This is a genomic window from Streptomyces sp. NPDC051051 (assembly GCF_040682975.1).
Lineage (GTDB): Bacteria > Actinomycetota > Actinomycetes > Streptomycetales > Streptomycetaceae > Streptomyces.
The window spans coordinates 242,075-264,323 of sequence record NZ_JBFBCB010000002.1 but is presented as its reverse complement, the minus strand read 5'-3'; the positions used below and the strand labels follow the sequence as shown (position 1 = coordinate 264,323).

Sequence of the window (22,249 nt, the reverse complement as noted above, 5' to 3'; positions counted from 1 at the left end):
GTTCAGCGGCTCGCGTGCAGGGCGACCAGCAACTGCCACACCTGGTCGGCGATCTCGGCGGGCCCCGCGTCCAGCAGGCCGTGCAGCCAGTCCGCGAGCACCCCGGCGAAGGTCGCGGCGACGGCCGAGGCGACGAGCGGCGCGTCGGCCGCCCCCGCCCGCTCGCGCTCCCGCAGGCTGTACGCCCGCAGGTCCCGGTGCAGCACCCGGCCCAGCGGGCCCCCGCCACCCGGCGTCAACAGGGCGCGGTACAGCGCCGCGTGCGGGGTCAGCGACGTGAAGAACTCCGCGAGCGCCGCGGGGGCGTGCACCGGGTCGGGCCGCCCCCGCCAGGCGTGCAGCGCCTCCACCGCCTCACCCACGACGTCCGCGCAGGCGTCGACGGCGAGGGCCTCCAGGTCGTCGTAGTGGACGTAGAAGGTGGCCCGGCCGACGCCGGCGCGGCGGACCAGCGCGGCGACGCCGACCTCCGCCAGCGGCCGCTCCGCGCACTCGTCGAGGAGCGCGGTGCGCAGCCTCGCCCGGGTGCGGGCCGTCCGCGGGTCCTCGGGCTCGCCGCGGGTCACCGCGGGTCACCGCGCGATCAGCACGGCGGTCAGGGCGAGGGCGCCGGGCAGCGCCTGCGCGAACAGGATCCGGCGGTTCGCCGTGACCGCGCCGTAGACGCCCGCGACGATCACGCAGCACAGGAAGAACACCTGAGCCCGGAAGCCGGTCGGGTCACCGGCGACCAGCCCCCAGACCAGGCCTGCCGCCAGGAACCCGTTGTACAGGCCCTGGTTGGCGGCCAGCGGTGCGGTCGCCCGGGCCATCTCCGCGTCGAAGCCGTGGAAGGCGCGCCCCCGCTTCCCCTGCCACAGGAACATCTCCAGCACCAGGATGTAGACATGCAGTGCGGCGACCAGCCCCACGAGAACGTCGGCGACGGCTTCCATCGTCTTCCTCATTTCTTGGACAGGTGTCCACTATAGCTGGACGGGTGTCCCGGAAGTCCAGCGGCCGGGGCGCCCTGCGCGGACAGCCGTCCGCGACCACACTGGGATCATGACCTCAGCACCCGCACGCTCCCCGAGGCAGCGCAAGCACGACACCCTGCACCGGCTGGAACACGACGTCGACGCCTGGGTCGCCACCGCCGCCGAGGACGGCGCGGCCCCCTACCTGATCCCGCTCTCCTACGTCTGGGACGGCGCAACCCTGCTGATCGCCACCCCGGCCGCGAGCCGCACCGGACGGAACCTGCGCGCCACCGGCGTCGCCCGCCTCGGCATCGGCCCCACCCGGGACGTCGTGCTCGTCGAGGGTTCCGTCCTGGCGGTGGAGCCCGCCGACCTGCCGGAGGAGGACGCCGAGATCTTCGCGGCCAAGACCGGCTTCGACCCACGCGAACTGGCCGAGCCCTACCTGTACTTCTACGTCCGGCCGCGCCGGATCCAGGCCTGGCGCGAGACGGACGACCTCGCGGGACGGGAGCTGATGCGGGACGGCGAGTGGCTGATGGCCGACTGAATCCGGGGTAACCGCAGGGTTCGGGGGCGGCGCGGGTCCGCCCCGCCACCTGAACCTCGCGGAGGAGACATGTCACTGGTGAAAGCGGGCATCGTGGTGCTCGACTGCGCCGAGCCCGAGAAGCTCGCCGAGTTCTACGCGGGCCTGCTGGACGCCGAGGTGACCCACGCGTCCGCCAACCTCGTGGAGATCACGGGCGCCGCCGGCACCCGGCTGGGCTTCCGGCGCGACGTCAACGCGACCCCGCCCAGCTGGCCCCGCCCCGAGGCCTCGCTCCAGGCCCATCTCGAGTTCCTGGTGGAGGACCTGGACGAGGCGGAACGCCGGATCGTGGGCCTGGCCGGGCGCCCCCTGGAGACGAAGGGCGCCGCCGGCGCGCACGAGGAACGCCAGTACGCCGATCCGGCCGGGCACTCCTTCACCCTGCGCCTGCGGCCGTCCACGGCACCCAAGCAGAACTGAGGACGGCGCCGCCCCGCGAAGGGGCGGCGCCGTCCGTGTCCGTCAGTCCCGGCCGCTCTTGTCCTTCGCCGGCCACACGCCGGTGGACCGTTCGATGGCCTTCGCGCCCGTACGGTCCGCCGCGCTGCGGACCGCGGCGAAGATCGCCCCCTGGATCGCCGCGGCGAGGAGGACCTCCCCCCAGCCGCGGTCCCGGTCCAGGGCGTCCGGCGCGTCGTCCTCGTGACGGACGACCTTCCAGATCTTGCGGAAGGCCATCCCCGCCAGCGCACCGCCGGCCCAGCCGAAGGCGAATCCGACGGGCTGGTAGACGAGCGGGAGCTTCTGCTTCTTTCCCACGTGTGCCTCCTGATGTTCGGGAACGGAAAGTAGGGACGGAACGGGTGTGCGGGGGGTCAGGGCCGGCCCTGCGCCGGGACCTCCTCGCCCGGTCGCACCGGACCCGGCGGCGTCCCGTCGCCGAACGGCCGCCCGCCCAGCCGCTCCCGGTGGTGCGGGCTCAGCCAGCCGGACAGGTCGGGTCCGAGGGGGACGATCCGGGTCGGGTTGATGCCGGTGTGGACCTGGTAGTAGTGGCGCTTGACGTGATCGAAGTCGACGGTGTCACCGAACCCGGGCGTCTGGAAGAGGTCACGGGCGTACGCCCACAGCACCTCGTTCTCCGCCAGCTTCCACCGGTTGCACTTGAAGTGACCGTGATACACGGCGTCGAACCGCACCAGTGTGGTGAACAGCCGGATGTCCGCCTCGGTGATCGTGTCGCCGACGAGATACCGCTGCCCGGCCAGCCGGGACGCCAGCAGCTCCAGCCGCCGGAAGACCGCCGCGCAGGCCTCCTCGTACGCGCCCTGCCCGTCGGCGAAACCCGCCCGGTACACACCGTTGTTGACGTCCTCGTACACCTCGGCCATGACCGCGTCGATCTCGTCGCGCAGCGGCTCCGGGTAGAGGTCGGGCGCCCCCTCCCGGTGCAGGGCACTCCACTCCGTGGCGAGGTCGAGGGTGATCCGCTGGTAGTCGTTGGTGACCAGCTTCCCGTCGGTGACGTCCACGATCGCCGGCACGCTCACCCCGCCGGGGTGGTCCTTCGCGCGCCGCTCGTAGGCCTCGGCGAGGAAGCGGATGCCGAGCACCGGGTCCCGGCCGTCGGGGTCCAGGGCGAAACGCCAGCTGCGGTCGTCCTGGACCGGGTCGGCGATCGCCATCGACAGGGCGTCCTCCAGCCCGAGCAGCCGCCGGGAGATCACGGCGCGGCTCGCCCACGGGCAGGCCCTGCTGACGACCAGGCGGTACCGGCCGGCCGCCACCGGCCACCCGTCGCGGCCGTCCGCGGTGATCCGGTCGGCGAAGTGGCTCTCGGCCCGCTCGAACGCCTTGTGCCCGTAGGCACTGTTGCCGTCGGCCCGGCCCGCCATGGTTCCTCCCGGTCGTGGTGCGTACGTGCGTCGTTCACCGCCTTCCCCGTTTTCCGCCGACGGCACGGTATGAGTCCGATCGGCCGGGGCAACCGGCGGAAGTGACGGGTACTTCATCGAAAACCACGACCGCGGAAGGCGCCACCTCGCAGACGGCGGGCCCGGACGCCACGACCGCGCAGGGCACGGCCCCCGACGGTGTGACGGCCCGAGGGACGAGCGCGAAGAGCACCGCCGGGCCCGCTGCCGACCGCAGTACCCGCGTCACCGTGCTGGTGGCGCTCGTGGCCAACCTGGTCATCGCGGTCACCAAACTGGTCGGGGGCCTGCTCGCGGGCTCGCCCGCGCTGCTGTCCGAGGCGGCGCACTCCGTCGCCGACAGCCTCAACGAGGTCTTCCTGCTCGCCGCGCTGCGCCGCAGCCGCCGCCCCGCCGACCGTCGGCACCCCTTCGGCTACGGCAAGGAACGCTTCTTCTGGTCGCTCCTCGCGGCCGTGGGCATCTTCGTCATGGGCGGCTGCTTCTCCTTCTTCCAGGGCGTCGAGGCCCTGCACACGGACACCGAGGAGAAGTTCAGCGGCTATGTGGCCGGCCTGGTGGTGCTCGGCGTGGCCTTCCTCGCGGAGGGGGCCTCACTGCTGCGGGCCCTGCACCAGGCGCGCCGCCAGGGCGGCACCGCGGGCCTGCGCGACCCGGCCCTGCGCACGGTCCTCGCCGAGGACGGCACCGCGGTGCTCGGCGTCGCCCTGGCCGCGGCCGGCATGGCCCTGCACATGGTGACCGGCCAGGTGGTGTGGGAGGCGTCCGCCTCGCTCGCCATCGGCGCGCTCCTGGTCTGCGTCGCCTACGGCCTCGGCCGCGAGGCCCGCGACCAGCTGATCGGTGAGGCCGCCGACCCCGAGACCGCCGGCCGGATCCGAGCCCTGCTGGACGCGCAGCCGGAGATCGACAGCGTGGAGGGACTGTTCACGATGCGCACGGGCGTGGGCTCGGCGCTGGTGGCCGCCCGCGTCGACCTGGTGCCGGGGATGGACAGCGAGCGCGTCGAGGAGGTCGCGGTGCGCATCAAACGCTCCCTCGCCGGTGTCGTCCCCGAGGCCGACCAGATCTTCCTCGACGTGACCGACCGCGCCTGCCGGGAACACGACGAAAGCCCCGCCGCGACGGGGGAGCGCGGCGGGGCCTGACAGTCGACTGCCCGGCGCGGGCACGCCCATGCCTGTGCCGGGCGGATTTTCCACGGGATCCCTCCGGCTTTTCCACGGGATCCCTCCGGCGGGCGCCGGCCGTTCCACCGGCCGGCGCTCCCGCGCGGGGCGCCGGGTCAGTGCGGCCGGTCCGCCGGCTCCAGGACGAACACGGGGATCTCCCGGTCCGTCTTCTCCTGGTATTCGGCGTACTGCGGGAACGCGGCGACCGCGCGCTCCCACCATCGCGCTTTCTCCTCGCCGGTCACCTCACGGGCCCTCATGTCCTGCTTCACCGGCCCGTCCTGGAGCTCCACGCGCGGATCGGCCTTCACGTTGAAGTACCAGACCGGATGCTTGGGGGCCCCGCCCAGCGAGGCGACCGCGGCGTAGTGTCCCTCGTGCTCCACCCGCATCAGGGGCGTCTTGCGGATCTTCCCGCTCCTCGAGCCCACGGTCGTCAGGACGATCACGGGCTTTCCGGTGTCCAGGAGCGTGGTCCCCCGGGTGCCGCCGGAGCTCTCGTACAACTCCACCTGCTCGCGCACCCACTGGGTCGGACTCGGTTCGTACTCGCCCTCGAGAGGCATGGCATCCGTCCCTTCGTCATGTCGTCGATCGGCAACCACCCTCAACACTGGCACCGGCGCGTTTCATCCGCCGCGTGACGCACCGTCGCCCCGCCACGCGCCGGGCCGGCACGATCAGGCCACCATGCGCAGAGCCAGCACGGTCATGACCGCGCTCGACCCGAGCGCGGTCAGCAGCCGCCCCCGGTGGCCGGTCAGGGCCCGGCCCAGCAGGGCGCCGCTCCCGGCGAGCAGCAGCTGCCAGCTCGCGGACGCGGCGAAGGCCGCCAGCACGAACACCCCCTGCTCCGAGGGGCGTACGGCGTCCGCGGTGCCGGTGCCGAGGACGAGCGCCGCGAAGTAGACCACGGTGGTCGGGTTCAGGAGGGTGAGGCCGAGCAGGCTCAGCCAGGCCCGCGCCGCACTCGGCCCTGTCGGCGGGGCAAGAGCGGTCCGGGTGGTGAGCCGGCGGGCGCGGTAGCGGCGTACGGCCGTCGTCGCGCTCCGGGCCGCCAGGGCCAGCAGCACCAGGGCCGAGGCCCAGCGCAGCGGACCGAGCGCGGGGCGCAGCGCGGCGGCCAGGGCCGAGCCGCCGAGGGTGGCGAGCAGGGCGTAGAGCCCGTCGGCGGTGGCGACGCCGAGCGCGGCGCTCACACCGGTGCGCAGGGAGGTACGGGCGGTGAGGGAGACGAGGTGGGTCCCGACCGCGCCGACGGGGACGGCGATGCCGTATCCCGCGACCAGGCCGGCGACCAGCGCGGCCGTCACGGGCGCGTGGGCTCGGGCCTCCGGTGGCTGCCGGTCTGCTGTCGGCCCGGCGTCACGGGGACGGCGGTGGACAGCGACGGCAGCGGTGCGACGAGCGTGGGCATGGGCAGAGCTTGCGGGTGGCGGCCGCGGCACGGCAACGCGTTTTCCGGGCCGCCGGCGCGCAGGGTCGAACGGGTGGGCGGCCGCCCCCGTCCCACCGCCCCCGCCTCACCGCGTCCGGCTCACGGCGTCCGGCTCGGTGTGTCCGGTCCCGCCCGGTCCGGCCCGGCGGCCGAGGGCGGCCGGCTGTCCGGCCGTACGGTGCTCAGCAGCTGCCGGGCGGCCTCCCGCGCCTCGGCGGCCGGACCGGTGGAGCCGGTGATCCCGGCGGTCACCATCGCCCCCTCGGCCAGCAGGAACAGCGGCCCGGTCAGGCCGGCGGGCAGCCCCGCCCCGGCCACGAGAGCGGCGAGGTGGTCGCGGAACGCCTCCTTGTGCGCCCGCACCTGACGCGCCACCCGTTCCGAACCGGCCCCGAGTTCGCCGTACGCGTTGATCCAGGCGCAGCCGCGGAAGCCGGGCTCACCGAACCACCCCTCCAGCCAGTCGAACACGGCGAGGACCCGGTCCGAGGGGTCCTCGCGACGGGCGACGAACTCGGCCAGGCGCCCCCGCCAGCGCACGTCGCGGCGCTCCAGACAGGCCTCCACCAACTGCTCCTTCGCCGGGAAGAGCTGGTACAGCCGCTTGAGCGACACGCCCGACGCGCTCCGGATGTCGTCCATGCCGACGGAGTGCACGCCCCGCCCGTAGAACAGCTCCTCCGCGGCGTCGAGTGCCTGTTCACGGGCCGTCGCCGGGTCCATGGCCTGTCTTCCCCTCCGTGCCGGGTCCGCCCCGCCTTGACGCGAGAACGAGCGTTCTCCTACCGTAGCAGCCTGATGGAGAACGCTCGTTCTCCCGCTCTCGTCACGCGAGGAGCCCGCATGCCGTCCGACGTCCGCCCGCCCGTGCCGCCGTTCACCCGCGAGAGCGCCGCCCTCAAGGTCCAGGCCGCCGAGGACGCCTGGAACACCCGCGACCCGCACCGGGTCGCGCTCGCCTACTCCGAGGACTCGGTCTGGCGCAACCGCGACACCTTCCTCACCGGCCGTGCCGCCATCGTCGAGTTCCTCACCGCCAAGTGGGCCCGGGAGCGCGAGTACGCCCTGCGCAAGGACCTGTGGGCGCACGACGGCCACCGCATCGCGGTCCGCTTCCAGTACGAGTCGCAGGACGCCGACGGCCGCTGGACGCGCAGCTACGGCAACGAACTGTGGGAGTTCGACGAGCGGGGGCTGATGACCCGTCGGGAGGCGAGCATCGACGACGTCCCCATCGAGGAGCACGAGCGCCGCATCCACGGCCCGCGCCCCGAGGCCGAACGCGGGGCGTCCCTTCCCCTTCAGTAGGGTGCGCGCGTGACCGCACAGGACGAGAAACCGCCCTTCCTCTACGTCGTCGTCTGCGCCGCCGGCATCGCCGCGGACGTCGGCAGGCTGATCGCCGCCGCGCAGGAGAGGGGGTGGCAGGTGGGCGTGATCGCGACGCCCGTCGCCGCGAACGGCTTCTTCGACACGGCCGCCGCCGAGGCGCGCACCGGCCGGCCCGTGCGCTCGGCCTGGCGGCGGCCCGGCGAACCGCGGCCGTTCCCCGCACCGGACGCGGTCGTCGTCGCCCCGGCCACCTTCAACACGGTCAACAAGTGGGCGGCCGGCATCGCCGACACCCTCGCCCTGGCCACCCTGTCCGAGGCGGCCGGCCTCGGCGTTCCCGTCGGCGTCCTGCCCTGTGTGAACGACGCGCTGGCGGGCCACCCCGCCTACCGGGAGAGCCTGATCCGGCTGCGCGGGATGGGCGTCCGCTTCGGACACCCCCACGACGGCACCGGGGGCGCGGAGTTCGACTGGGAGCGGGCACTCGACCTGATCGCCTGAGGCGGTCTGCGGCCGGGCCGACCGGCTCCGGCCGATGCGCGCCCCGGCCGGTGAGGGGGCCCGGCCGTTACTGTCGAACCGGTTCCGTACCCCGACCGACGTCAGGAGTGACGACGATGCAGTACGTGAAGCTCGGTTCGACGGGTCTGGACGTGTCGCGGATCTGTCTGGGCTGTATGACCTTCGGTCTCCCCGACCGGGGCACGCACGAGTGGACCCTCGATGCGGACGCGTCCCGTCCGCTCATCCGGCAGGCGCTCGACGCCGGCATCAACTTCTTCGACACCGCCAACGTCTACTCCGACGGCACCAGCGAGGAGATCGTCGGTGCGGCGCTGCGCGACTTCGCCCGCCGGGACGAGATCGTCCTCGCGACCAAGGTGCACGGCCGGATGCGGCAGGGGCCCAACGGCGGCGGTCTCTCCCGCAAGGCGATCCTGGCCGAGATCGACCACAGCCTGAGCCGCCTCGGCACCGACCACGTCGACCTCTACCAGATCCACCGCTTCGACCCGTACACCCCGGTCGAGGAGACGATGGAGGCCCTGCACGACCTGGTCAAGGCGGGCAAGGTGCGCTATCTCGGGGCGAGTTCGATGTACGCCTGGCAGTTCTCCAAGATGCAGTACACCGCGGAGCGGCACGGCTGGACGAAGTTCGTCTCCATGCAGAACCACTACAACCTCCTCTACCGCGAGGAGGAGCGCGAGATGCTGCCGCTCTGCGCCGACCAGGGCGTCGGCGTGCTGCCGTGGAGCCCGCTGGCCCGGGGCCGCCTCACCCGTGACTGGGGCGCCGTCACCGGGCGCAGCACGCGGGACGAGTTCGGCAGCCGCCTCTACCCCGAGAGCGACCGCGCCGTCGTCGAGGCGGTCACCCGCATCGCCGGGGCGCGCGGCGTGCCCCGTGCCCAGGTGGCCCTGTCCTGGCTGCTCGGGCGGAGCACGGTGACGGCCCCGGTCGTCGGCGCGTCGAAACCGGGCCACCTCGAGGACGCGGTGGCGGCCGTGGAGCTGACGCTCACCGACAAGGAGACGCGGGAGCTGGAGCAGCCGTACACCGCGCACGAGGTCTCGGGGCACTGAGGTCGCCGCGAGCGGCGGTGCGCCGGGTGCCGCGGCCCCGGGCCGTCCGGCGCCCGCCGCGTCCGGGACGGAATGCGCCCCGCAATTACCTCCCGAAAGGGACACCATTACCGCGACCGCCCCGAATGGCGATCGCAATTGACGATTTGTCAAAACCATTGCCGCGGTGAGCAATGTGCGAAACCGCGAGATCCCTTGTTCTGTCTGGTCCGCCTGTGTCAAGGTGGGGCCTTGTCGGCGCACGGAGAGCCTTTTCCTCGACTGTGCGTACGAGGCATCCCCCGTCCTCACCCCCACACTCCAAAAGAGCCGTACCCAGCGGACGTTCGGGATGTCGAACACTGTGCGCAAAGAACCCCGCCACTGCGAGGACGGGTTCGCGCACCCCTTTGGTACGGACTTTATGCCGCATGTCCCCGGGAGGAATGCAGCCGTGAAAGACGCAGGCCTGTCGAAATTCTCTTCGGCGCGCCGATTCGAGGTGACGGACGAACAACTGAGCGCCGACCTCAAGGACTGGACGGGCACCTCACCCGCGTTGCACCCCGTCGGTGAACTGCTGGACCGGCACTGGGAGGCGGCCTTCGCCTACGCGCGGCTGTGCGCCGACGGCGAGCGTGCGGCTGGCATGCTCACCACGGCGGCCTTCACCCGGCTCTTCGGTGAGACCCTGCGGCAGGACGGGCCGACCTCCGCCTGGCGCCCCCACCTCCTGGTCACCGTGCGCCGCATCGCCGCGGAGTGGGACTCCGACGGCCGCCGGGACCTGCTCCACCCCGACCTGCGCGCCGCCGAGGACGACGGCGAACGCCCGGCCGCCCGGCTGCTGCCGCCCGTGCACCGCCGTCTGCTGTCCCGGGCGTTCCGGCGGCTGCCCCAGTCCGCGCGCTGCCTGCTGTGGCACACCGAGATCGAGGCCGAACCCCTCGCCGTCCCGGCCGGACTGCTCGGCCTGGAGGAGGAGGGCGCCCGCGTCGAACTGCGCCGGGCCCGCGAGCGCCTCCGCGAGGAGTGCCTCCAGGGCCACCGCGAACTCGCCGTCGACGAGGACTGCCACCGCTACCACCGGCTTCTCGACGTCACCTGCCGCCGCGGCGGCATCGACGTCGACCCCGACCTGCGCGCCCACCTCGGCCACTGCCGGCACTGCGCGCACACCGCCGACCAGCTGGGCCAGTTCGACGCGGGCCTCGGCATCGCCCTCGCCGAGGGCGTCCTCGGCTGGGGCGCCGCCGCCTACCTGCGAGCCCGGACGGAACCCTCCGCCGACGCGCCCGCGGCGGCACCGCCCCTGCGGCGGTCGGCCTCCGTCGGCGAGGCGTTCACCGACGACACGCCCGCCGCCGCGCCCCCCGGCGGGACGACCGGCACCGGCGAGCGGACCGGGACCCCGGCGCCGGGCCCGGAACCGCGCACCGCCTCCCCTTCCGGCTCCGGCGGGAACTCCCGCCCCGTCTCCCGCCGTTCGGCCCACAAGGCGGCCCGCCGGGCCCGGCGCCGCAATCTCGCCGTCGCCGTGCTCACCGTCAGCGGGCTGGTCGTCCTCCCGCTCGTCCTGTGGTCGGCGCTGTCCGGCGACTCCGCCTCCTCCGGCGACGGCACGGAGGCCACCCCGGCACCCGGCACGGACGCCTCCACCCCCGATCCGTCCTGGGCGGGCGCGGGCGAGGAGACCCAGGGCACCCTGCGCGGCCGCCTGCACAACGTCGCCTCGGGGCTGTGCATCGGCATCGTCGGCACGAAGGCCGTGAAGGACGCCGAGACCGAGCTGGCCACCTGCTCCTCGGACGCGGGCCAGCAGTGGTCGTACGAGGGCGACGGGCAGCTGCGCAACACCGGCGACCCGGATCTCTGCCTCGACTCCCGCCTCGGATACTCGGTGCGGCTGTCCCCCTGCGCGGGCGCCTCGCAGCCCGGCGCCAGAAGCGTCCGCTACGACTTCACCCTCCAGGGCACGCTCGTCCCGCGCTCCAACCAGAACCTCGCCCTGGCGCCCGCCGCCACCGACGGCTCCGGCGCCCTCGTCCTGAAGAACCGCACGGACAGCGGCGCCCAGCGCTGGGTGATCGACACCTCGCAGCCGGACCCCCAGATGCAGGTCGTCAACTGGGGCGCCGACAGCGCCCTCGCCGACACCCGGACCTCGACCCCGCCGCCCGCCCCCGAGACGTCGGAACCCCCGGCCCCCACACCCACCCCGAAGCCGACCCCGACGCCCACCCCGACCCCGAGCACCACCCCCGCCTGCGCATACCCCTACGGGGCCTACTGCTCGGGCGGCGGCACCCCGTACCCCGGCTACGGCTACGGCTACGGCTACGGCTACGGCGACTATGGCGGTCACGACTACGGGGGCTCCGGCTCGGACGGCCGCCGCTGACGGCACGGTCGGCCGGAGCACTTCCAAGCGGCCCGGTCGCGGGCCGGGCCGGACGCCGGGTCAGGGGCCGGTGCCGGGTGCGAGCACGGTGAGCCGCACCGAGGACGCGTTGCCCGCCACGGGGACCTTCCCGCCCGTCCACGGCACCCGCAGCGGGTCCCGCTCGTCGGGCGGGGTCACCACGAGCGTCGTGGGAGTCGCCGCCTTCGCCCCGCTGACCTCCGGGCGGGAGAACGTCAGCCCCGCCCACGCGCTGCGGCCCGGCGCCAGCGTCACGGTGACCGGCCCGGACGCCGGTTCCCGCCGGGGATCGGGTCCCAGTTGCCTGCCGGAGGCGTCCAGGAAGGCGATGCCGGGGTAGCCGCGCACGGTGCACGTCCGCTCGGAGACGTTGGTGAGGACGACGGGGAAGTTCTCCTGCCCGGCCCCGGGGTCGTCGCGTCCGACGGAAGCGCGCAGCTCCGAGGTGTGGCAGCGACCGCCCGCGGGGGGCCGGGCGGGGGAGGGCGCGGTGGAGGCGGCGGCCGGCGCCGTGGACATCTGCGCGGACGTCGCCGTCGACGGGGACGCCACCGACGCCACCGACGACGAGGAAGCGGGTGCGGACGCGGAGCCCGTACCGTCCGCACCGCCTCCGCCGCAGGCGCTCAGCGACCCCAGCACCGCCAGGGCACCCGCCGCCAGAACGGCCGGACGCCGTCCCCGCCGCGACCGGCGCGCCGGGGACGAGCGAGCCCGTGACGACCGGGCCGGGGACGGGCCCGCCGGGGACGGGCGTGCCGGGTCCGTGGACGACCGGTCCGCGTGCGCCAGAGCCGAATCTGCCATCGCTCCACCCTTCGATGCCGCGTCACCCCGCTGCGGGTACCCGGAGCGGGTGCCCGCCGGAGCACGGCCGACACGCCGCTCGTCCGCCGGCCCGTGACGCTCTCAGTCGTCCTCGAGCAGTCCCAGCTCCGCCCAGATCGTCTTGCCCTCCGCGTTGTGCCGGCTGCCCCACCGCTGGGTGAGCTGGGCCACCAGCAGCAGCCCCCGGCCGCCCTCGTCGAACGTCTTCGCCCGGCGCAGGTGCGGCGCGGTGTGGCTGGTGTCGGAGACCTCGCAGATCAGGGTGGTCGCATCGTGGATCAGCCGCAACCGGATGGGCTTGGCGCCGTACCGGATGGCGTTGGTGACCAGCTCGCTGACCACCAGCTCCGTCGTGAACGAGTGCTCGCTCAGTTCCCAGCGCCCGAGCTGCTCGACCACCTGCCTGCGGATCGGCGCGACGAGCGCGGGGTCCGCGGGGATGTCCCAGGTGGCGACCTGCGAGGAGGGCAGCCCGCGGGTGCGGGCGAGCAGCAGGGCCACGTCGTCGGAGGCCCCGCCCTGCGGCAGCAGGGCGTGCAGCACCCGGTCGCAGGTCTCGTCGAGGGAGTCCGAGTACGCGGCGAGGGCCTTGTTCAACATCCGCAGACCGGTGTCCGCGTCCCGCTCGCCGGACTCGATCAGGCCGTCCGTGTAGAAGGCCAGCACACTGCCCTCGGCCAGCTCCAGCTCGGCCGACTCGAAGGGCAGTCCGCCGACCCCCAGGACGGGACCGGCGGGCAGTTCGACCCGGCGCGGCTCTCCGTCCGGCCGCAGCAGCACCGGCGGGGGGTGCCCGGCCCGGGCGAGCGTGCAGCGCCGGGACACGGGGTCGTACACCGCGTAGAGGCAGCTCGCGCCCACTTCGCCGGGGTTGCCCTCGCCGCCGGCCTCCTCCGACAGCCGTACGACGAGGTCGTCGAGGTGGGTGAGCAGCTCGTCGGGGGCCAGGTCGATGTCGGCGAGTGTGCGCACGGCGGTGCGCAGCCGGCCCATCGTGGCGGAGGCCTGGATGCCCTGTCCGACCACGTCCCCGACGACCATGGCGACCCGCATCCCGGACAGCGGGATCACGTCGAACCAGTCGCCGCCCACCCCGGTGCGGGCGGCCGGCAGATACCGGGACGCGGCGTCGACGGCGAGGGTGTCCGGCAAGCTGCGCGGGAGCAGGCTGCGCTGCAGGGCGAGGGCCGTGTCCCGTTCGCGGGAGTACCGGCGGGCGTTGTCGATGCAGACGGCGGCTCGGGCGGTGATCTCCTCGGCGAGCAGCACGTCGTCCGGGGTGAAGGGGTCCGGCCGCCGGTACCGGGTGAAGACCGCCACCCCGAGCGTCACGCCGCGGGCCTTCACCGGTACGGACATCGTGGCGTGGACGCCGAACTCGCGGACCCGCTCACCGCGCGGGGCGTCCCGGGTCAGCCAGGCGTCGAGCCCTTCCCCACAGAGGACGACGGTGCGCCCTGCCGTCAGGGAGTCGGCCTGCGGTGATCCCGCCGGGTACTCCTGGACCTCGCCGGGCTCGGCCACGGCCACCGAGCTGCCGGGATCGACCGAGTGGTGAGCGGCACGGCGCAGGCCCAGCGGAGCGGCGAGCCGGGCCGGCGGATCCGCTTCCTCCCACGGGTCCAGCAGGTCGACGCTGACGAAGTCGGCGAGCGCGGGCACACAGACCTGGGTCAGCTCCTGAGCCGTCCGGGTGACGTCGAGGGTGCTGCCGATCCGCACACTCGCCTCGTTGACCAGTTGCAGCCGTTCGCGGGCGAGGTGGTTCTCGGTGAAGTCGTGCGCGGCCAGGCACACCCCGCGCACGCGGCCGGCGGTGTCGCTGACCGGCGCGAACCTGGCCAGCCAGGCGTGTGCGCGCTCCTCGCCGCCGGTGCGCGTGTGGATCTCGACGTCCCGGGCCCGCCCGTCGGCGAGCACCCGGAGCATGTGCTCCTCCAGTTCCGCGCTCTGCGGCCGGCCGCCGATCTCGGAGACCCTCAGACCCCTGACGCGCTCCTCGGGCAGTCCGATGATGTCGGCCATGGCGTCGTTGAGCCGGACCAGCCGCAGCCGCTCGTCGTAGACGGCGACCGCGCACGGCGACTGGGTCAGCGCCGCCGTGGCCAGGGTGTCGTCGGGGGAGCGCGCGCCGCCACGGGGGAGCGGGGTCACGACGAGCCAGGTGGCCGGGGCGCCGTCGCGGGGCGGGCGGTGGTGGGCGAGCAGCCAGACCCGTACGGACCGGCCGTCCCGGTGGCGCAGGGCGAGCGTGCCGTCCCAGCGGGGGGCGGCGGCCGCGGGGAGGGCCCCCTCGGCCAGCAGCTCACCGGCGGGCCGTCCCACGACCTCGACCGGGGCCCAGCCCAGCAGGGCCCGCGCACCCTCGTTCCATCCGACGACCGTGCTGGTGTCGTCGATGACCACCCGGGCCGTCGCGGCCTCGTCGAACGGGTACTCCGGGCTCATCGTCGCCACTCCATCGCGGGAACTCACAGTGAACGGGCGCGCCACGTCCGCTCCAGCCTAGACCGTCCCGCTCGGGCGCGGCCCTTCGACCGGGGGAGGCCGTCGGGTGGGCGGGGACGCCCCGGACCGGACGCCGGTGATCGCCTCCGGAGCCGTCCGCGGCTCCCGGTCGCGGCCCACCCCGACGAGCAGTCGCCCCGGAGTGGTCCGGGGGGCCGTCACCACCGGCACGCCGAAAGGAACCGGCCGGATCCGGGCGGCGCGGGCGGCCGTGCCGGGCAAGCCGTCCCGTCCGGACCGTTGACGGGGTGTCATGACTGCAACAAACATATCCCCCGACCGTCATTGGGAGCGCTCCCACCGTACCGCTGCCGAGCGTTCCCGCCCTTCCCGGAGGAGCCCGGACGTGAAACGACGCAGAACCACCCTGCTGTCCCTGGCGGCCCTGCTGGGCGCGGCCCTCACCGCGCTGCCCGTGCCGCAGGCCGGGGCCGAGGAGGTCGAGCAGATCAAGAACGGCGCCTTCGACGCCGGCGCCGACGCGTGGTGGTCCAGCAACGTCACCGCCGCCCCGTCGGAGGGCCGGCTGTGCGCGGACGTGCCGGGCGGCACCGTCAACCGCTGGGACTCCGCCGTCGGACAGAGCGGCATCACCCTGGTCGCGGGGGAGACCTACCGGTTCTCCTTCAAGGCGTCCGGCGTGCCCGAGGGGCATGTGGTGCGGGCGATCGTCGGCCAGGCCGTCGCGCCGTACGACACCTGGCAGGAGGCGAGCCCGGTGCTGGGCGAGCCGGCCGGGTCGTACTCCTACACCTTCACCTCGCAGGTCGACTCCACCGAGGGCCAGGTGGCCTTCCAGGTCGGCGGCAGCGCCGATCCGTGGCGGTTCTGCCTCGACGACGTGTCCCTGCTGGGCGGAGTGCCGCCGGAGGTGTACGAGCCGGACACCGGGCCGCGGGTGCGCGTCAACCAGGTCGCCTATCTGCCCGCCGGCCCGAAGAACGCCACCCTCGTCACCGAGGCCACCGGGAAACTGCCCTGGCAGCTGAGGAGCGCCGCCGGGGCGACCGTCGCACGCGGCTGGACCGTGCCGCGCGGCCTCGACGCCTCCTCCGGGCAGAACGTCCACTCCGTCGACTTCGGCGCCTACCGCGCCCGCGGCACCGGCTTCACGCTGGTCGTCGACGGCGAGACCAGCCACCCCTTCGACATCGGCACGGCCGCCTACGAACGGCTGCGCCTGGACGCCGTCAAGTACTACTACCCGCAGCGCAGCGGCATCGCGATCCGCGACGACCTGCGGCCCGGCTACGGCAGGGCCGCAGGGCACCTCGGCGCCGCCCCCAACCAGGGCGACACCTCCGTGCCCTGCCAACCGGGCGTGTGCGACTACGCCCTCGACGTCTCCGGCGGCTGGTACGACGCCGGCGACCACGGCAAGTACGTCGTGAACGGCGGCATCGCCACCTGGGAGCTGCTCAGCACCCACGAACGCGCCCTGACGGCCCGCACCGGCGACCCGGCGAAGCTCGGCGACGGCACCCTCGCGCTCCCCGAGAGCGGCAACAAGGTGCCGGACGTCCTCGACGAGGCCCGCTGGGAACTGGAGTTCCTGCTGAAGATGCAGGTGCCGGACGGCCGGCCGCTGGCCGGCATGGCACACCACAAGGTCCACGACGAGCAGTGGACCGGCCTGCCGCTGCTGCCGGCCGACGACCCGCAGAAGCGCGAACTGCACCCGCCCACCACCGCCGCGACCCTGAACCTGGCCGCGACCGCCGCCCAGGCGGCCCGCCTGTACAAGCCCTACGACAAGGCCTTCGCCGCCCGCGCGCTGACCGCCGCCCGCAAGGCCTACGCGGCCGCCCTCACCCACCCCGCCGTGCACGCCGACCCGGCCGACGGCACCGGCGGCGGCGCCTACAACGACGACGACGTCACCGACGAGTTCTACTGGGCGGCCGCCGAGCTGTACCTCACCACCGGTGAGCGGCAGTTCGCCGACCACGTCCTGAACTCCCCGGTGCACACGGCCGACATCTTCGTCCCCAGGGGCTTCGACTGGTCGAGGACCGCCGCCGCGGCCCGCCTCGACCTCGCGACCGTCCCCAGTCGGCTGCCCGGCCGCGACACGGTGCGCCGCTCGGTCGTCAAGGGCGCGGACGCCTACCTCGCGACGCTGCGCGGCCAGGCGTACGGGATGCCGTACGCGCCGGAGGACAACCGCTACGACTGGGGCTCCGCCCACCAGGTCCTCAACAACGCCGTGGTCGTCGCCACCGCCTACGACATCACCGGCGCCTCGAAGTACCGCGACGGAGCCGTCCAGGCGATGGACAACATCCTCGGCCGCAACGCGCTGAACATCTCCTACGTCACCGGCTACGGCGACGTCGCCGCCCATCAGCAGCACAGCCGCTGGTACGCCCACCAACTCGACCCCAAGCTGCCGAGCCCCCCGGACGGCACGCTCGCGGGCGGTCCGAACTCCAGCATCCAGGACCCCCTCGCCCAGGCGAAACTGCAGGGCTGCGTCGGGCAGTTCTGCTACATCGACGACATCCAGTCCTGGTCGACGAACGAGACGGCGATCAACTGGAACGCGGCCCTGGCCCGGATGGCCTCCTTCGTGGCCGACCAGGGATAGCGGTCGGCGAGAGGGGCCGCGGACCGACCGCTTGCGGCCGAACGGTGTCCGAGCCTGCCCGGAAATGACCGGCGGCAGGATCGCTCGGGCACCGTTCGGTACCGCCTTCCCGCTGGTTTGACCAGGGGATATTTACGCGTGAGTACCCGAGCGGTACCGTGAAGGACATGCCAGCCCTCAACGTGGAATTCAGCGATCGCGAGCTGGAGGACCTGCGGCAGATCGCCAAGGAACGCGGTACGTCGATGAAGGCGCTCGTCCGGGAGGCCGCCGCCGCCGACATAGCCAGGCACCGGGCGCTCCAGGAGGGGGCGGAGGCCTTCCGCAGGTTCTTCGCCACCCACGCCGACGAGTTCGCCGCGGCGTTCCCCGAGGACGAGGCGCCCGTCAGGGGCGAGGGGCGGGTCGCCTGACCGATGACCCCAGTCATCCACATCGACGTGCCCTGGCTGCTCCAGCGCCACGAAGAGGTCCTCCCGGACCAGCCGACCATCAACGACTTCTCCGCGCTCGTCGCCGCCGTCGCCCGCCACCGGGTCGACCCGCCGCGGCTCGGCGTGGACTCCGACCCGGCCTGGCGGGCCGCCGCGCTGCTGCACACCCTCGCGCTGCTCAAGCCCCTGCCCTCGGCCAACGCGCGCTTCGCCAGCGCGACGGCGGTGGCCTACATGTTCGTCAGCGGCGTCGGCATCGACCCGCCCTACGGCGCCCTCGTCGACCTGACCCGCGACCTGATCGACGGCAAGACCGACGTCTACGGCGCGGCCGACCGGCTGCGCTCCTGGCAGATCTGAGGAAGGGGCCTTCCCCGGACCGTCGGCCGAGGGCGGGAGGAACAGGAACAGGAACAGGGCCGGCGGCCGTTTCGCGCGAGGAGAGCCGCCGTCCCGCGCGTGGCCTCCGAGGAAGGGCCGCTCCCGGTCCACCACGCGCCGCGCACGCCGGAAACGTGTGCGCCGCACCGCCGCGTGCGCGCGCCTCACACGGGGCGCGGTCGCACGGGAGCCCGGAAGGCGCGCCGGGGGGTGGGGAAGAGCCGAAGCCGGCGAAAGCGCGGCGGCGCGCCGGGCCGACCGGAACCGGTGAAAGCGGGGTACAACGGGCGCCTCCTGTCGACATCTTTTCAACAGTGGCCGGGAACCTCCGGCGGCTTGTTGCGCGCGACTCGGTTGTGCGAAGGTGAGCCACTCGTGCGGGGGCCGGGACCGGGTGTCCCGTGTTCGCCGGCGGAGGCGAACACGTGCTCCCGCCGCGCCGGACAGGTACGTACCGAAGGAAGCCGCACCGTGCTCACCCCCCAGCCCCCTCGCCCGCCCTACCCCCCGCCCGGCTCGGGACCCGGGGAATCCGACGAGTCCCTCGCCGCGGGGACCCGCGGGGGGACGGACAGCGAAGTGGCCCAGTCCACCGCGATGCTCATCGCGCGGCACTGGCAGCCGGTGCACGACTACGCGGTGATCTGCCTCGCCTCGTCCACCGGCGTCGCCTCCATGGTCACCACCGCCGCCTTCCACCAGGTCCTCGACCGGCTGAAGCTGGGCGAGCCCGGCACCGCGCTGCGCCCCCGCCTCCTGCTCACCGTGCGCGACACCGTCCGCCGGTGGGCCGCCGACGAGGCACTCTCCGGAGCCCTGCCCGACCTCGGGAAGCCGGCCGGCGCCCGGGGGATGAAGGCCGCCACGTCCCTGACCCCCGAGAACCGGCTGCTCACGGAACGCGCCTTCGGGGGCCTGCCCCCGGTCGCCCGCTGCGTGCTCTGGCACACCGAGGTCGAGGCCGAACGCGTCACCGTCGCCGCCGGCCTGCTCGGCATGGACACCGACACCGTGACCGCCGTCCACGAACAGGCCCGGGAGAAGCTGCGCGAGGGATGCGTCCGCGCCCACCGGGACCTCGCGCCCGGCAAGGAATGCCGGTTCTACAACCGTCTCCTCGACGTCCCCATAGGCCGCGGCGGCGACCTCCTGCCGGACGTCAGCCGGCACCTGGACGCCTGCCGCTACTGCCGTGCCGCGGCGGAACAACTCGGCCACTTCGAGGGCGACCTGGGGATCCTGCTCGCCGAGGCGGTCCTGGGCTGGGGGGCCCGCCGCTACGTCGAGTCCCGGCCCGGCCGCGCCGACCGGCAGCCCGTGCGCCTGCGCGGCTCCGCCCGGCACCGCGGCGGCCGCCCCCGCGGCACGCGCCGCGCCGCCGCACTGTTCACCCGCACCCCCTCGTCCGGCCGCCGCGAACCCGGCGCCGGCCCGCGCTCCCCACGAGCCCTGTTCACGGGCGTCGGCCTCGCCGGGGCCGGTCTGCTCACCACCCTGCTCGCCGCCGGCCTGTGGAGCGACGACGGCACCGCCGACCCTGCCGCCTCCCCGGTCGGCGGCACCGCCTCCTCCGACGCCGGGTCCCAGGCCGCCCCCACGGTTCCCTCGGGCCCCGACACCGCCGAACTCCCCGACGCCCCGCGGCAGACCCGGCTGCGCAACCTCGCCGCCGACCTGTGCCTGGACGTCCGGGGCGAGGCGAGGGCGGGCGCCGCCCTGGAACTGGCGGACTGCTCCGACGACCGGTCCCAGCAGTGGTCGTACGAGGAGGACGGACAACTGCGCAGCCTGGCCGAGCCGCAGCTGTGCGTGGACTCCCACGCGGACGCCGGCGTCGTCATCCTGGAGGCGTGCACGGGCGCCGACGCCCCGCGCGCCGACGACGTCCGCTACGACCTCACGCCGCGGGGGGAGTTGCTGCCCCGCTGGAGCGACTCCCTCGCCCTCGCCCCGGCCGGCACGGACCCCGGTGCGGACGTCGTCGTCAAGGTCCGCGACCGCTCCGACGGGCAGAGCTGGCAGACCGACGCGGTCCCCGCCGCCACCGGCTCGCTGTCGATCACCGGCACCGAGCCGCCCGCGGCACGACCCGTCGAACTGCCGGACGGCACCGCCTGAGCGACGTGCCCGCCGGGCCCCCGGCCGTCACCCGGCGCTCTCCTCCAGGTCCGCCGGACCGACGGTCGCCGGACCGGCGTGACCGGACAGGGCCAGCGTGAGGTCCAGTTCGGCGAGCAGACAGCGGATCACGTGCTCCACGCCGGACTGCCCGTCCAGGCCGAGGCCGTAGACGTACGGCCGGCCCAGGAGCACCGCTCGGGCGCCGAGCGCGAGCGCCTTGAACACGTCGGCGCCGCCGCGCACCCCGCTGTCGAACAGCACGCTCAACCGGTCGCCGACCGCCGCCGCGACCCGCGGCAGCGCGTCGGCGGCGGCGACCGAACCCGCCACCTGCCGCCCGCCGTGGTTGGAGACCACCACGCCGTCCATGCCGGCGTCGGCGGCCAGCCGGGCGTCGTCCGGATGCAGCACGCCCTTCAGCACGATGGGCCCGTCCCAGTGCTCCCGCAGGAACGCCAGGTCCGGCCAGGTCTTGCCGGGGTCCGCGAACAGGTTCACGAAGTGCATCACCGCCGCGTTCGGGTCCTCCCGCACCGGCTTGGCCAGACCCGCCCGGAACGCCGGATCGGTGAAGTAGTTGGCGGTGCCCACCCCGTGCAGGAACGGCAGGTACGCCCGGTCGAGGTCCCGCGGCCGCCAGGCGAGCAGCGGAGTGTCCAGGGTGACGACCAGCACCGAGAAACCCGCCGCCCGCGCCCGGCCCAGGAAACTCCGCGCCACCTCACGGTCCTTGGACCAGTACAGCTGGAACCAGCGCTCGGCGTCCCCCATCGCGGCCGCGACCTCCTCCATCGGCGTGCTCGACGCCGACGACAGGACGAACGGCACGCCCTGCGCGGCGGCGGCCCGCGCCGCCGCCGGCTCGGCCTCCGGATGCACGATCGACAGCACGCCCACCGGCGCCAGGGCCACCGGCGCGGGCAGCGAGCGGCCGAACACCTCCACCGACAGATCGCGCTCGGCCACGTCCCGCAGCATCCGCGGCACGATCCGACGGCGCTCCAGGGCCGCCCGGTTGGCACGGACGGTGCTGCCGTCACCCGCGCTGCCCGCCACGTAGCCCACCGGTCCGGGACCGAGCCGCCGTTCGGTCAGCTCCTCCAGCCGGCCCAGGTCGGTGGGCAGCCGGGGCACCGCGCCCGTCATGCCGTTCAGATAGATCTCGTACTGGAAGTCCGCCCAGTGCCTGGCCATCCGTACGCCCCGCCTCTCGTCGTCGAGCCGCGCTCCACGGCGACCATACCGGCCGGTAGGAGAGGGGCGGACGACGGCTCGGAGGCCACCGGACAGGGCCCCGGGGGCCGGTGGCCGCCGCCTCGTGGAGGAGGCGCGCCGGTTCGCGGGGAATGTTTCCGGACGATTGACGAGCCTACGGAAACCGGACACTCCGGCCGGTGGAGGGATCATGAAGCGCTTGCCCCGGCGGTTGGAACGTTCGAACTCCGTTACTTCGCGCCACTGATTCAATACGCAAGGTTACTGAAACCCGTGGGGTCGATGTGAGTTCCGGCTGCGGAGTCGGCAGACTCGCGCTCGCCGCGTTCGGCACCGACCGAGCCGGACCGGCACACCCTCGAAACGAGCGGAAGGATGCACACAATGCGGAACACCGCGCGCTGGGCAGCGACCCTCGGCCTCACGGCCACCGCAGTCTGCGGACCCCTCACGGGGTCCGCGCTCGCCGCCCCGGCCGCCCCGGCCTCGCTCTACGCCCCGTCGGCCCTGGTGCTGACCCTCGGGCACGGAGAGAGCGCCGCCGCCGTCAACCCGGCCCGTGCCGTCACCCTCACCTGTGCGCCGGGACCCTCCGGCAGCCACCCCGCCCCCGCCCTGGCCTGCGCCGAACTACGGGCGACGGCCGGCGACCTCGAGGTGCTGGCCGACCCGGGCGACGCCTGGTGCACCAGGGAGTACGACCCGGTGGTCATCACCGTCGACGGCGTGTGGCAGGGCAAGCGCGTCTCCTACGAGCGCACCTTCTCCAACGAGTGCGTGAAGAACTCCTCCGGGAGTGTCCTCTTCGCGTTCTGAGACCG

At 74.1% G+C, this 22,249-nt stretch carries 22 protein-coding genes; 12 read left to right on the top strand and 10 right to left on the bottom strand.

From position 1 onward, the window contains the following. Nucleotides 1–2: 2 nt before the first annotated feature. Both AB0N31_RS02820 and AB0N31_RS02815 read right to left on the bottom strand, forming a co-directional pair. Nucleotides 3–566, bottom strand: a complete 564-nt coding sequence (locus tag AB0N31_RS02820; RefSeq protein ID WP_366056527.1) for a TetR/AcrR family transcriptional regulator — start codon at nucleotides 564–566, stop codon at nucleotides 3–5. 6 nt (nucleotides 567–572) lie between these two features. Next, entirely contained in the window at nucleotides 573–935 is a 363-nt protein-coding gene (locus tag AB0N31_RS02815; RefSeq protein WP_366056526.1) for a DUF1304 domain-containing protein, read from the bottom strand. A 109-nt stretch (nucleotides 936–1,044) separates the two neighbouring features. Between AB0N31_RS02815 and AB0N31_RS02810 the strand changes: the two genes are divergently transcribed. Together AB0N31_RS02810 and AB0N31_RS02805 are read left to right on the top strand one after the other, a co-directional pair. After that, nucleotides 1,045–1,509, top strand: a complete 465-nt coding sequence (locus AB0N31_RS02810; RefSeq protein ID WP_366056525.1) for a pyridoxamine 5'-phosphate oxidase family protein — start codon at nucleotides 1,045–1,047, stop codon at nucleotides 1,507–1,509. Nucleotides 1,510–1,578: 69 nt separating this feature from the next. Continuing rightward, nucleotides 1,579–1,971 (top strand): VOC family protein, encoded by a 393-nt coding sequence (locus AB0N31_RS02805; protein ID WP_366056524.1) that lies wholly within the window; start codon nucleotides 1,579–1,581, stop codon nucleotides 1,969–1,971. A gap of 42 nt (nucleotides 1,972–2,013) precedes the next feature. Here AB0N31_RS02805 and AB0N31_RS02800 read toward each other — a convergent pair whose 3' ends face one another. Then, the gene (locus AB0N31_RS02800) at nucleotides 2,014–2,310 is read right to left on the bottom strand and encodes a DUF4235 domain-containing protein (protein WP_366056523.1); all 297 of its coding nucleotides are present in this window, start codon (nucleotides 2,308–2,310) and stop codon (nucleotides 2,014–2,016) included. A 56-nt stretch (nucleotides 2,311–2,366) separates the two neighbouring features. Beyond that, a complete protein-coding gene (locus AB0N31_RS02795; protein WP_366056522.1) occupies nucleotides 2,367–3,386 on the bottom strand; it encodes a glutathione S-transferase C-terminal domain-containing protein in 1,020 nt (339 codons plus the stop codon). A gap of 200 nt (nucleotides 3,387–3,586) precedes the next feature. On the opposite strand from AB0N31_RS02795, the gene AB0N31_RS02790 reads away from it, so the two are divergent. Then, nucleotides 3,587–4,573, top strand: a complete 987-nt coding sequence (locus AB0N31_RS02790; protein WP_366056607.1) for a cation diffusion facilitator family transporter — start codon at nucleotides 3,587–3,589, stop codon at nucleotides 4,571–4,573. Nucleotides 4,574–4,710: 137 nt separating this feature from the next. Here the strand turns inward: AB0N31_RS02790 and AB0N31_RS02785 are convergent, their stop codons facing one another. The 3 genes from AB0N31_RS02785 to AB0N31_RS02775 all read right to left on the bottom strand — a co-directional run bounded on the left by AB0N31_RS02785 (nucleotide 4,711) and on the right by AB0N31_RS02775 (nucleotide 6,758). After that, nucleotides 4,711–5,163 carry a nitroreductase family deazaflavin-dependent oxidoreductase gene (locus AB0N31_RS02785; RefSeq protein ID WP_366056521.1) on the bottom strand — a complete coding sequence of 151 codons (453 nt, stop codon included), beginning with the start codon at nucleotides 5,161–5,163 and terminating at the stop codon, nucleotides 4,711–4,713. Nucleotides 5,164–5,277: 114 nt separating this feature from the next. Further along, entirely contained in the window at nucleotides 5,278–5,910 is a 633-nt protein-coding gene (locus AB0N31_RS02780) for a LysE family transporter (protein ID WP_366056520.1), read from the bottom strand. Between the two features lie 224 nt (nucleotides 5,911–6,134). Further along, nucleotides 6,135–6,758: a TetR/AcrR family transcriptional regulator gene (locus AB0N31_RS02775; protein WP_366056519.1), complete on the bottom strand. Its 624-nt coding sequence runs from the start codon at nucleotides 6,756–6,758 to the stop codon at nucleotides 6,135–6,137. A 120-nt stretch (nucleotides 6,759–6,878) separates the two neighbouring features. Here AB0N31_RS02775 and AB0N31_RS02770 point away from each other — a divergent pair, with 120 nt between their 5' ends. The 4 genes from AB0N31_RS02770 (at nucleotide 6,879) to AB0N31_RS02755 (ending at nucleotide 11,333) form a co-directional block, all read left to right on the top strand. Continuing rightward, on the top strand, nucleotides 6,879–7,343 hold the full coding sequence (locus tag AB0N31_RS02770; RefSeq protein WP_366056518.1) for a nuclear transport factor 2 family protein: 465 nt from the start codon (nucleotides 6,879–6,881) through the stop codon (nucleotides 7,341–7,343). Nucleotides 7,344–7,352: 9 nt separating this feature from the next. Then, the gene (locus AB0N31_RS02765; RefSeq protein WP_366056517.1) at nucleotides 7,353–7,868 is read left to right on the top strand and encodes a flavoprotein; all 516 of its coding nucleotides are present in this window, start codon (nucleotides 7,353–7,355) and stop codon (nucleotides 7,866–7,868) included. Nucleotides 7,869–7,984: 116 nt separating this feature from the next. Then, nucleotides 7,985–8,953 (top strand): aldo/keto reductase, encoded by a 969-nt coding sequence (locus AB0N31_RS02760; protein ID WP_366056516.1) that lies wholly within the window; start codon nucleotides 7,985–7,987, stop codon nucleotides 8,951–8,953. Between the two features lie 403 nt (nucleotides 8,954–9,356). Continuing rightward, nucleotides 9,357–11,333, top strand: a complete 1,977-nt coding sequence (locus AB0N31_RS02755) for an RICIN domain-containing protein (RefSeq protein ID WP_366056515.1) — start codon at nucleotides 9,357–9,359, stop codon at nucleotides 11,331–11,333. A gap of 60 nt (nucleotides 11,334–11,393) precedes the next feature. Here AB0N31_RS02755 and AB0N31_RS02750 read toward each other — a convergent pair whose 3' ends face one another. Further along, a complete protein-coding gene (locus tag AB0N31_RS02750) occupies nucleotides 11,394–12,017 on the bottom strand; it encodes a DUF4232 domain-containing protein (protein ID WP_366056606.1) in 624 nt (207 codons plus the stop codon). A gap of 246 nt (nucleotides 12,018–12,263) precedes the next feature. After that, on the bottom strand, nucleotides 12,264–14,630 hold the full coding sequence (locus AB0N31_RS02745; protein ID WP_366056514.1) for a SpoIIE family protein phosphatase: 2,367 nt from the start codon (nucleotides 14,628–14,630) through the stop codon (nucleotides 12,264–12,266). A gap of 406 nt (nucleotides 14,631–15,036) precedes the next feature. On the opposite strand from AB0N31_RS02745, the gene AB0N31_RS02740 reads away from it, so the two are divergent. The 4 genes from AB0N31_RS02740 to AB0N31_RS02725 all read left to right on the top strand — a co-directional run bounded on the left by AB0N31_RS02740 (nucleotide 15,037) and on the right by AB0N31_RS02725 (nucleotide 20,210). After that, nucleotides 15,037–17,277, top strand: coding sequence for a glycoside hydrolase family 9 protein (locus tag AB0N31_RS02740; RefSeq protein WP_366056513.1), 2,241 nt, complete (start codon nucleotides 15,037–15,039; stop codon nucleotides 17,275–17,277). Between the two features lie 167 nt (nucleotides 17,278–17,444). Then, nucleotides 17,445–17,690, top strand: a complete 246-nt coding sequence (locus AB0N31_RS02735; protein WP_366056512.1) for a hypothetical protein — start codon at nucleotides 17,445–17,447, stop codon at nucleotides 17,688–17,690. A 3-nt stretch (nucleotides 17,691–17,693) separates the two neighbouring features. Next, nucleotides 17,694–18,071 (top strand): toxin Doc, encoded by a 378-nt coding sequence (locus tag AB0N31_RS02730; protein WP_356565833.1) that lies wholly within the window; start codon nucleotides 17,694–17,696, stop codon nucleotides 18,069–18,071. 492 nt (nucleotides 18,072–18,563) lie between these two features. Further along, nucleotides 18,564–20,210: an RICIN domain-containing protein gene (locus AB0N31_RS02725; protein ID WP_366056511.1), complete on the top strand. Its 1,647-nt coding sequence runs from the start codon at nucleotides 18,564–18,566 to the stop codon at nucleotides 20,208–20,210. Between the two features lie 27 nt (nucleotides 20,211–20,237). Here the strand turns inward: AB0N31_RS02725 and AB0N31_RS02720 are convergent, their stop codons facing one another. Beyond that, nucleotides 20,238–21,407: a lactate 2-monooxygenase gene (locus tag AB0N31_RS02720; protein ID WP_366056510.1), complete on the bottom strand. Its 1,170-nt coding sequence runs from the start codon at nucleotides 21,405–21,407 to the stop codon at nucleotides 20,238–20,240. 405 nt (nucleotides 21,408–21,812) lie between these two features. On the opposite strand from AB0N31_RS02720, the gene AB0N31_RS02715 reads away from it, so the two are divergent. Then, entirely contained in the window at nucleotides 21,813–22,244 is a 432-nt protein-coding gene (locus AB0N31_RS02715; RefSeq protein WP_366056509.1) for a protease inhibitor, read from the top strand. The last annotated feature ends 5 nt before the right edge of the window (nucleotides 22,245–22,249 follow it).

Excerpts from the sequence above, each read along its gene's own strand:
- AB0N31_RS02760 (WP_366056516.1), top strand. The coding sequence starts at position 7,985 with ATGCAGTACGTGAAGCTCGGTTCGACGGGTCTGGACGTGTCGCGGATC.
- AB0N31_RS02715 (WP_366056509.1), top strand. The coding sequence starts at position 21,813 with ATGCGGAACACCGCGCGCTGGGCAGCGACCCTCGGCCTCACGGCCACC.
- AB0N31_RS02755 (WP_366056515.1), top strand. The coding sequence starts at position 9,357 with ATGCCGCATGTCCCCGGGAGGAATGCAGCCGTGAAAGACGCAGGCCTG.
- AB0N31_RS02805 (WP_366056524.1), top strand. The coding sequence starts at position 1,579 with ATGTCACTGGTGAAAGCGGGCATCGTGGTGCTCGACTGCGCCGAGCCC.
- AB0N31_RS02810 (WP_366056525.1), top strand. The coding sequence starts at position 1,045 with ATGACCTCAGCACCCGCACGCTCCCCGAGGCAGCGCAAGCACGACACC.
- AB0N31_RS02770 (WP_366056518.1), top strand. The coding sequence starts at position 6,879 with ATGCCGTCCGACGTCCGCCCGCCCGTGCCGCCGTTCACCCGCGAGAGC.
- AB0N31_RS02815 (WP_366056526.1), bottom strand. The coding sequence starts at position 935 with ATGGAAGCCGTCGCCGACGTTCTCGTGGGGCTGGTCGCCGCACTGCAT.
- AB0N31_RS02735 (WP_366056512.1), top strand. The coding sequence starts at position 17,445 with ATGCCAGCCCTCAACGTGGAATTCAGCGATCGCGAGCTGGAGGACCTG.
- AB0N31_RS02795 (WP_366056522.1), bottom strand. The coding sequence starts at position 3,386 with ATGGCGGGCCGGGCCGACGGCAACAGTGCCTACGGGCACAAGGCGTTC.
- AB0N31_RS02785 (WP_366056521.1), bottom strand. The coding sequence starts at position 5,163 with ATGCCTCTCGAGGGCGAGTACGAACCGAGTCCGACCCAGTGGGTGCGC.
- AB0N31_RS02720 (WP_366056510.1), bottom strand. The coding sequence starts at position 21,407 with ATGGCCAGGCACTGGGCGGACTTCCAGTACGAGATCTATCTGAACGGC.
- AB0N31_RS02730 (WP_356565833.1), top strand. The coding sequence starts at position 17,694 with ATGACCCCAGTCATCCACATCGACGTGCCCTGGCTGCTCCAGCGCCAC.
- AB0N31_RS02775 (WP_366056519.1), bottom strand. The coding sequence starts at position 6,758 with ATGGACCCGGCGACGGCCCGTGAACAGGCACTCGACGCCGCGGAGGAG.
- AB0N31_RS02745 (WP_366056514.1), bottom strand. The coding sequence starts at position 14,630 with ATGAGCCCGGAGTACCCGTTCGACGAGGCCGCGACGGCCCGGGTGGTC.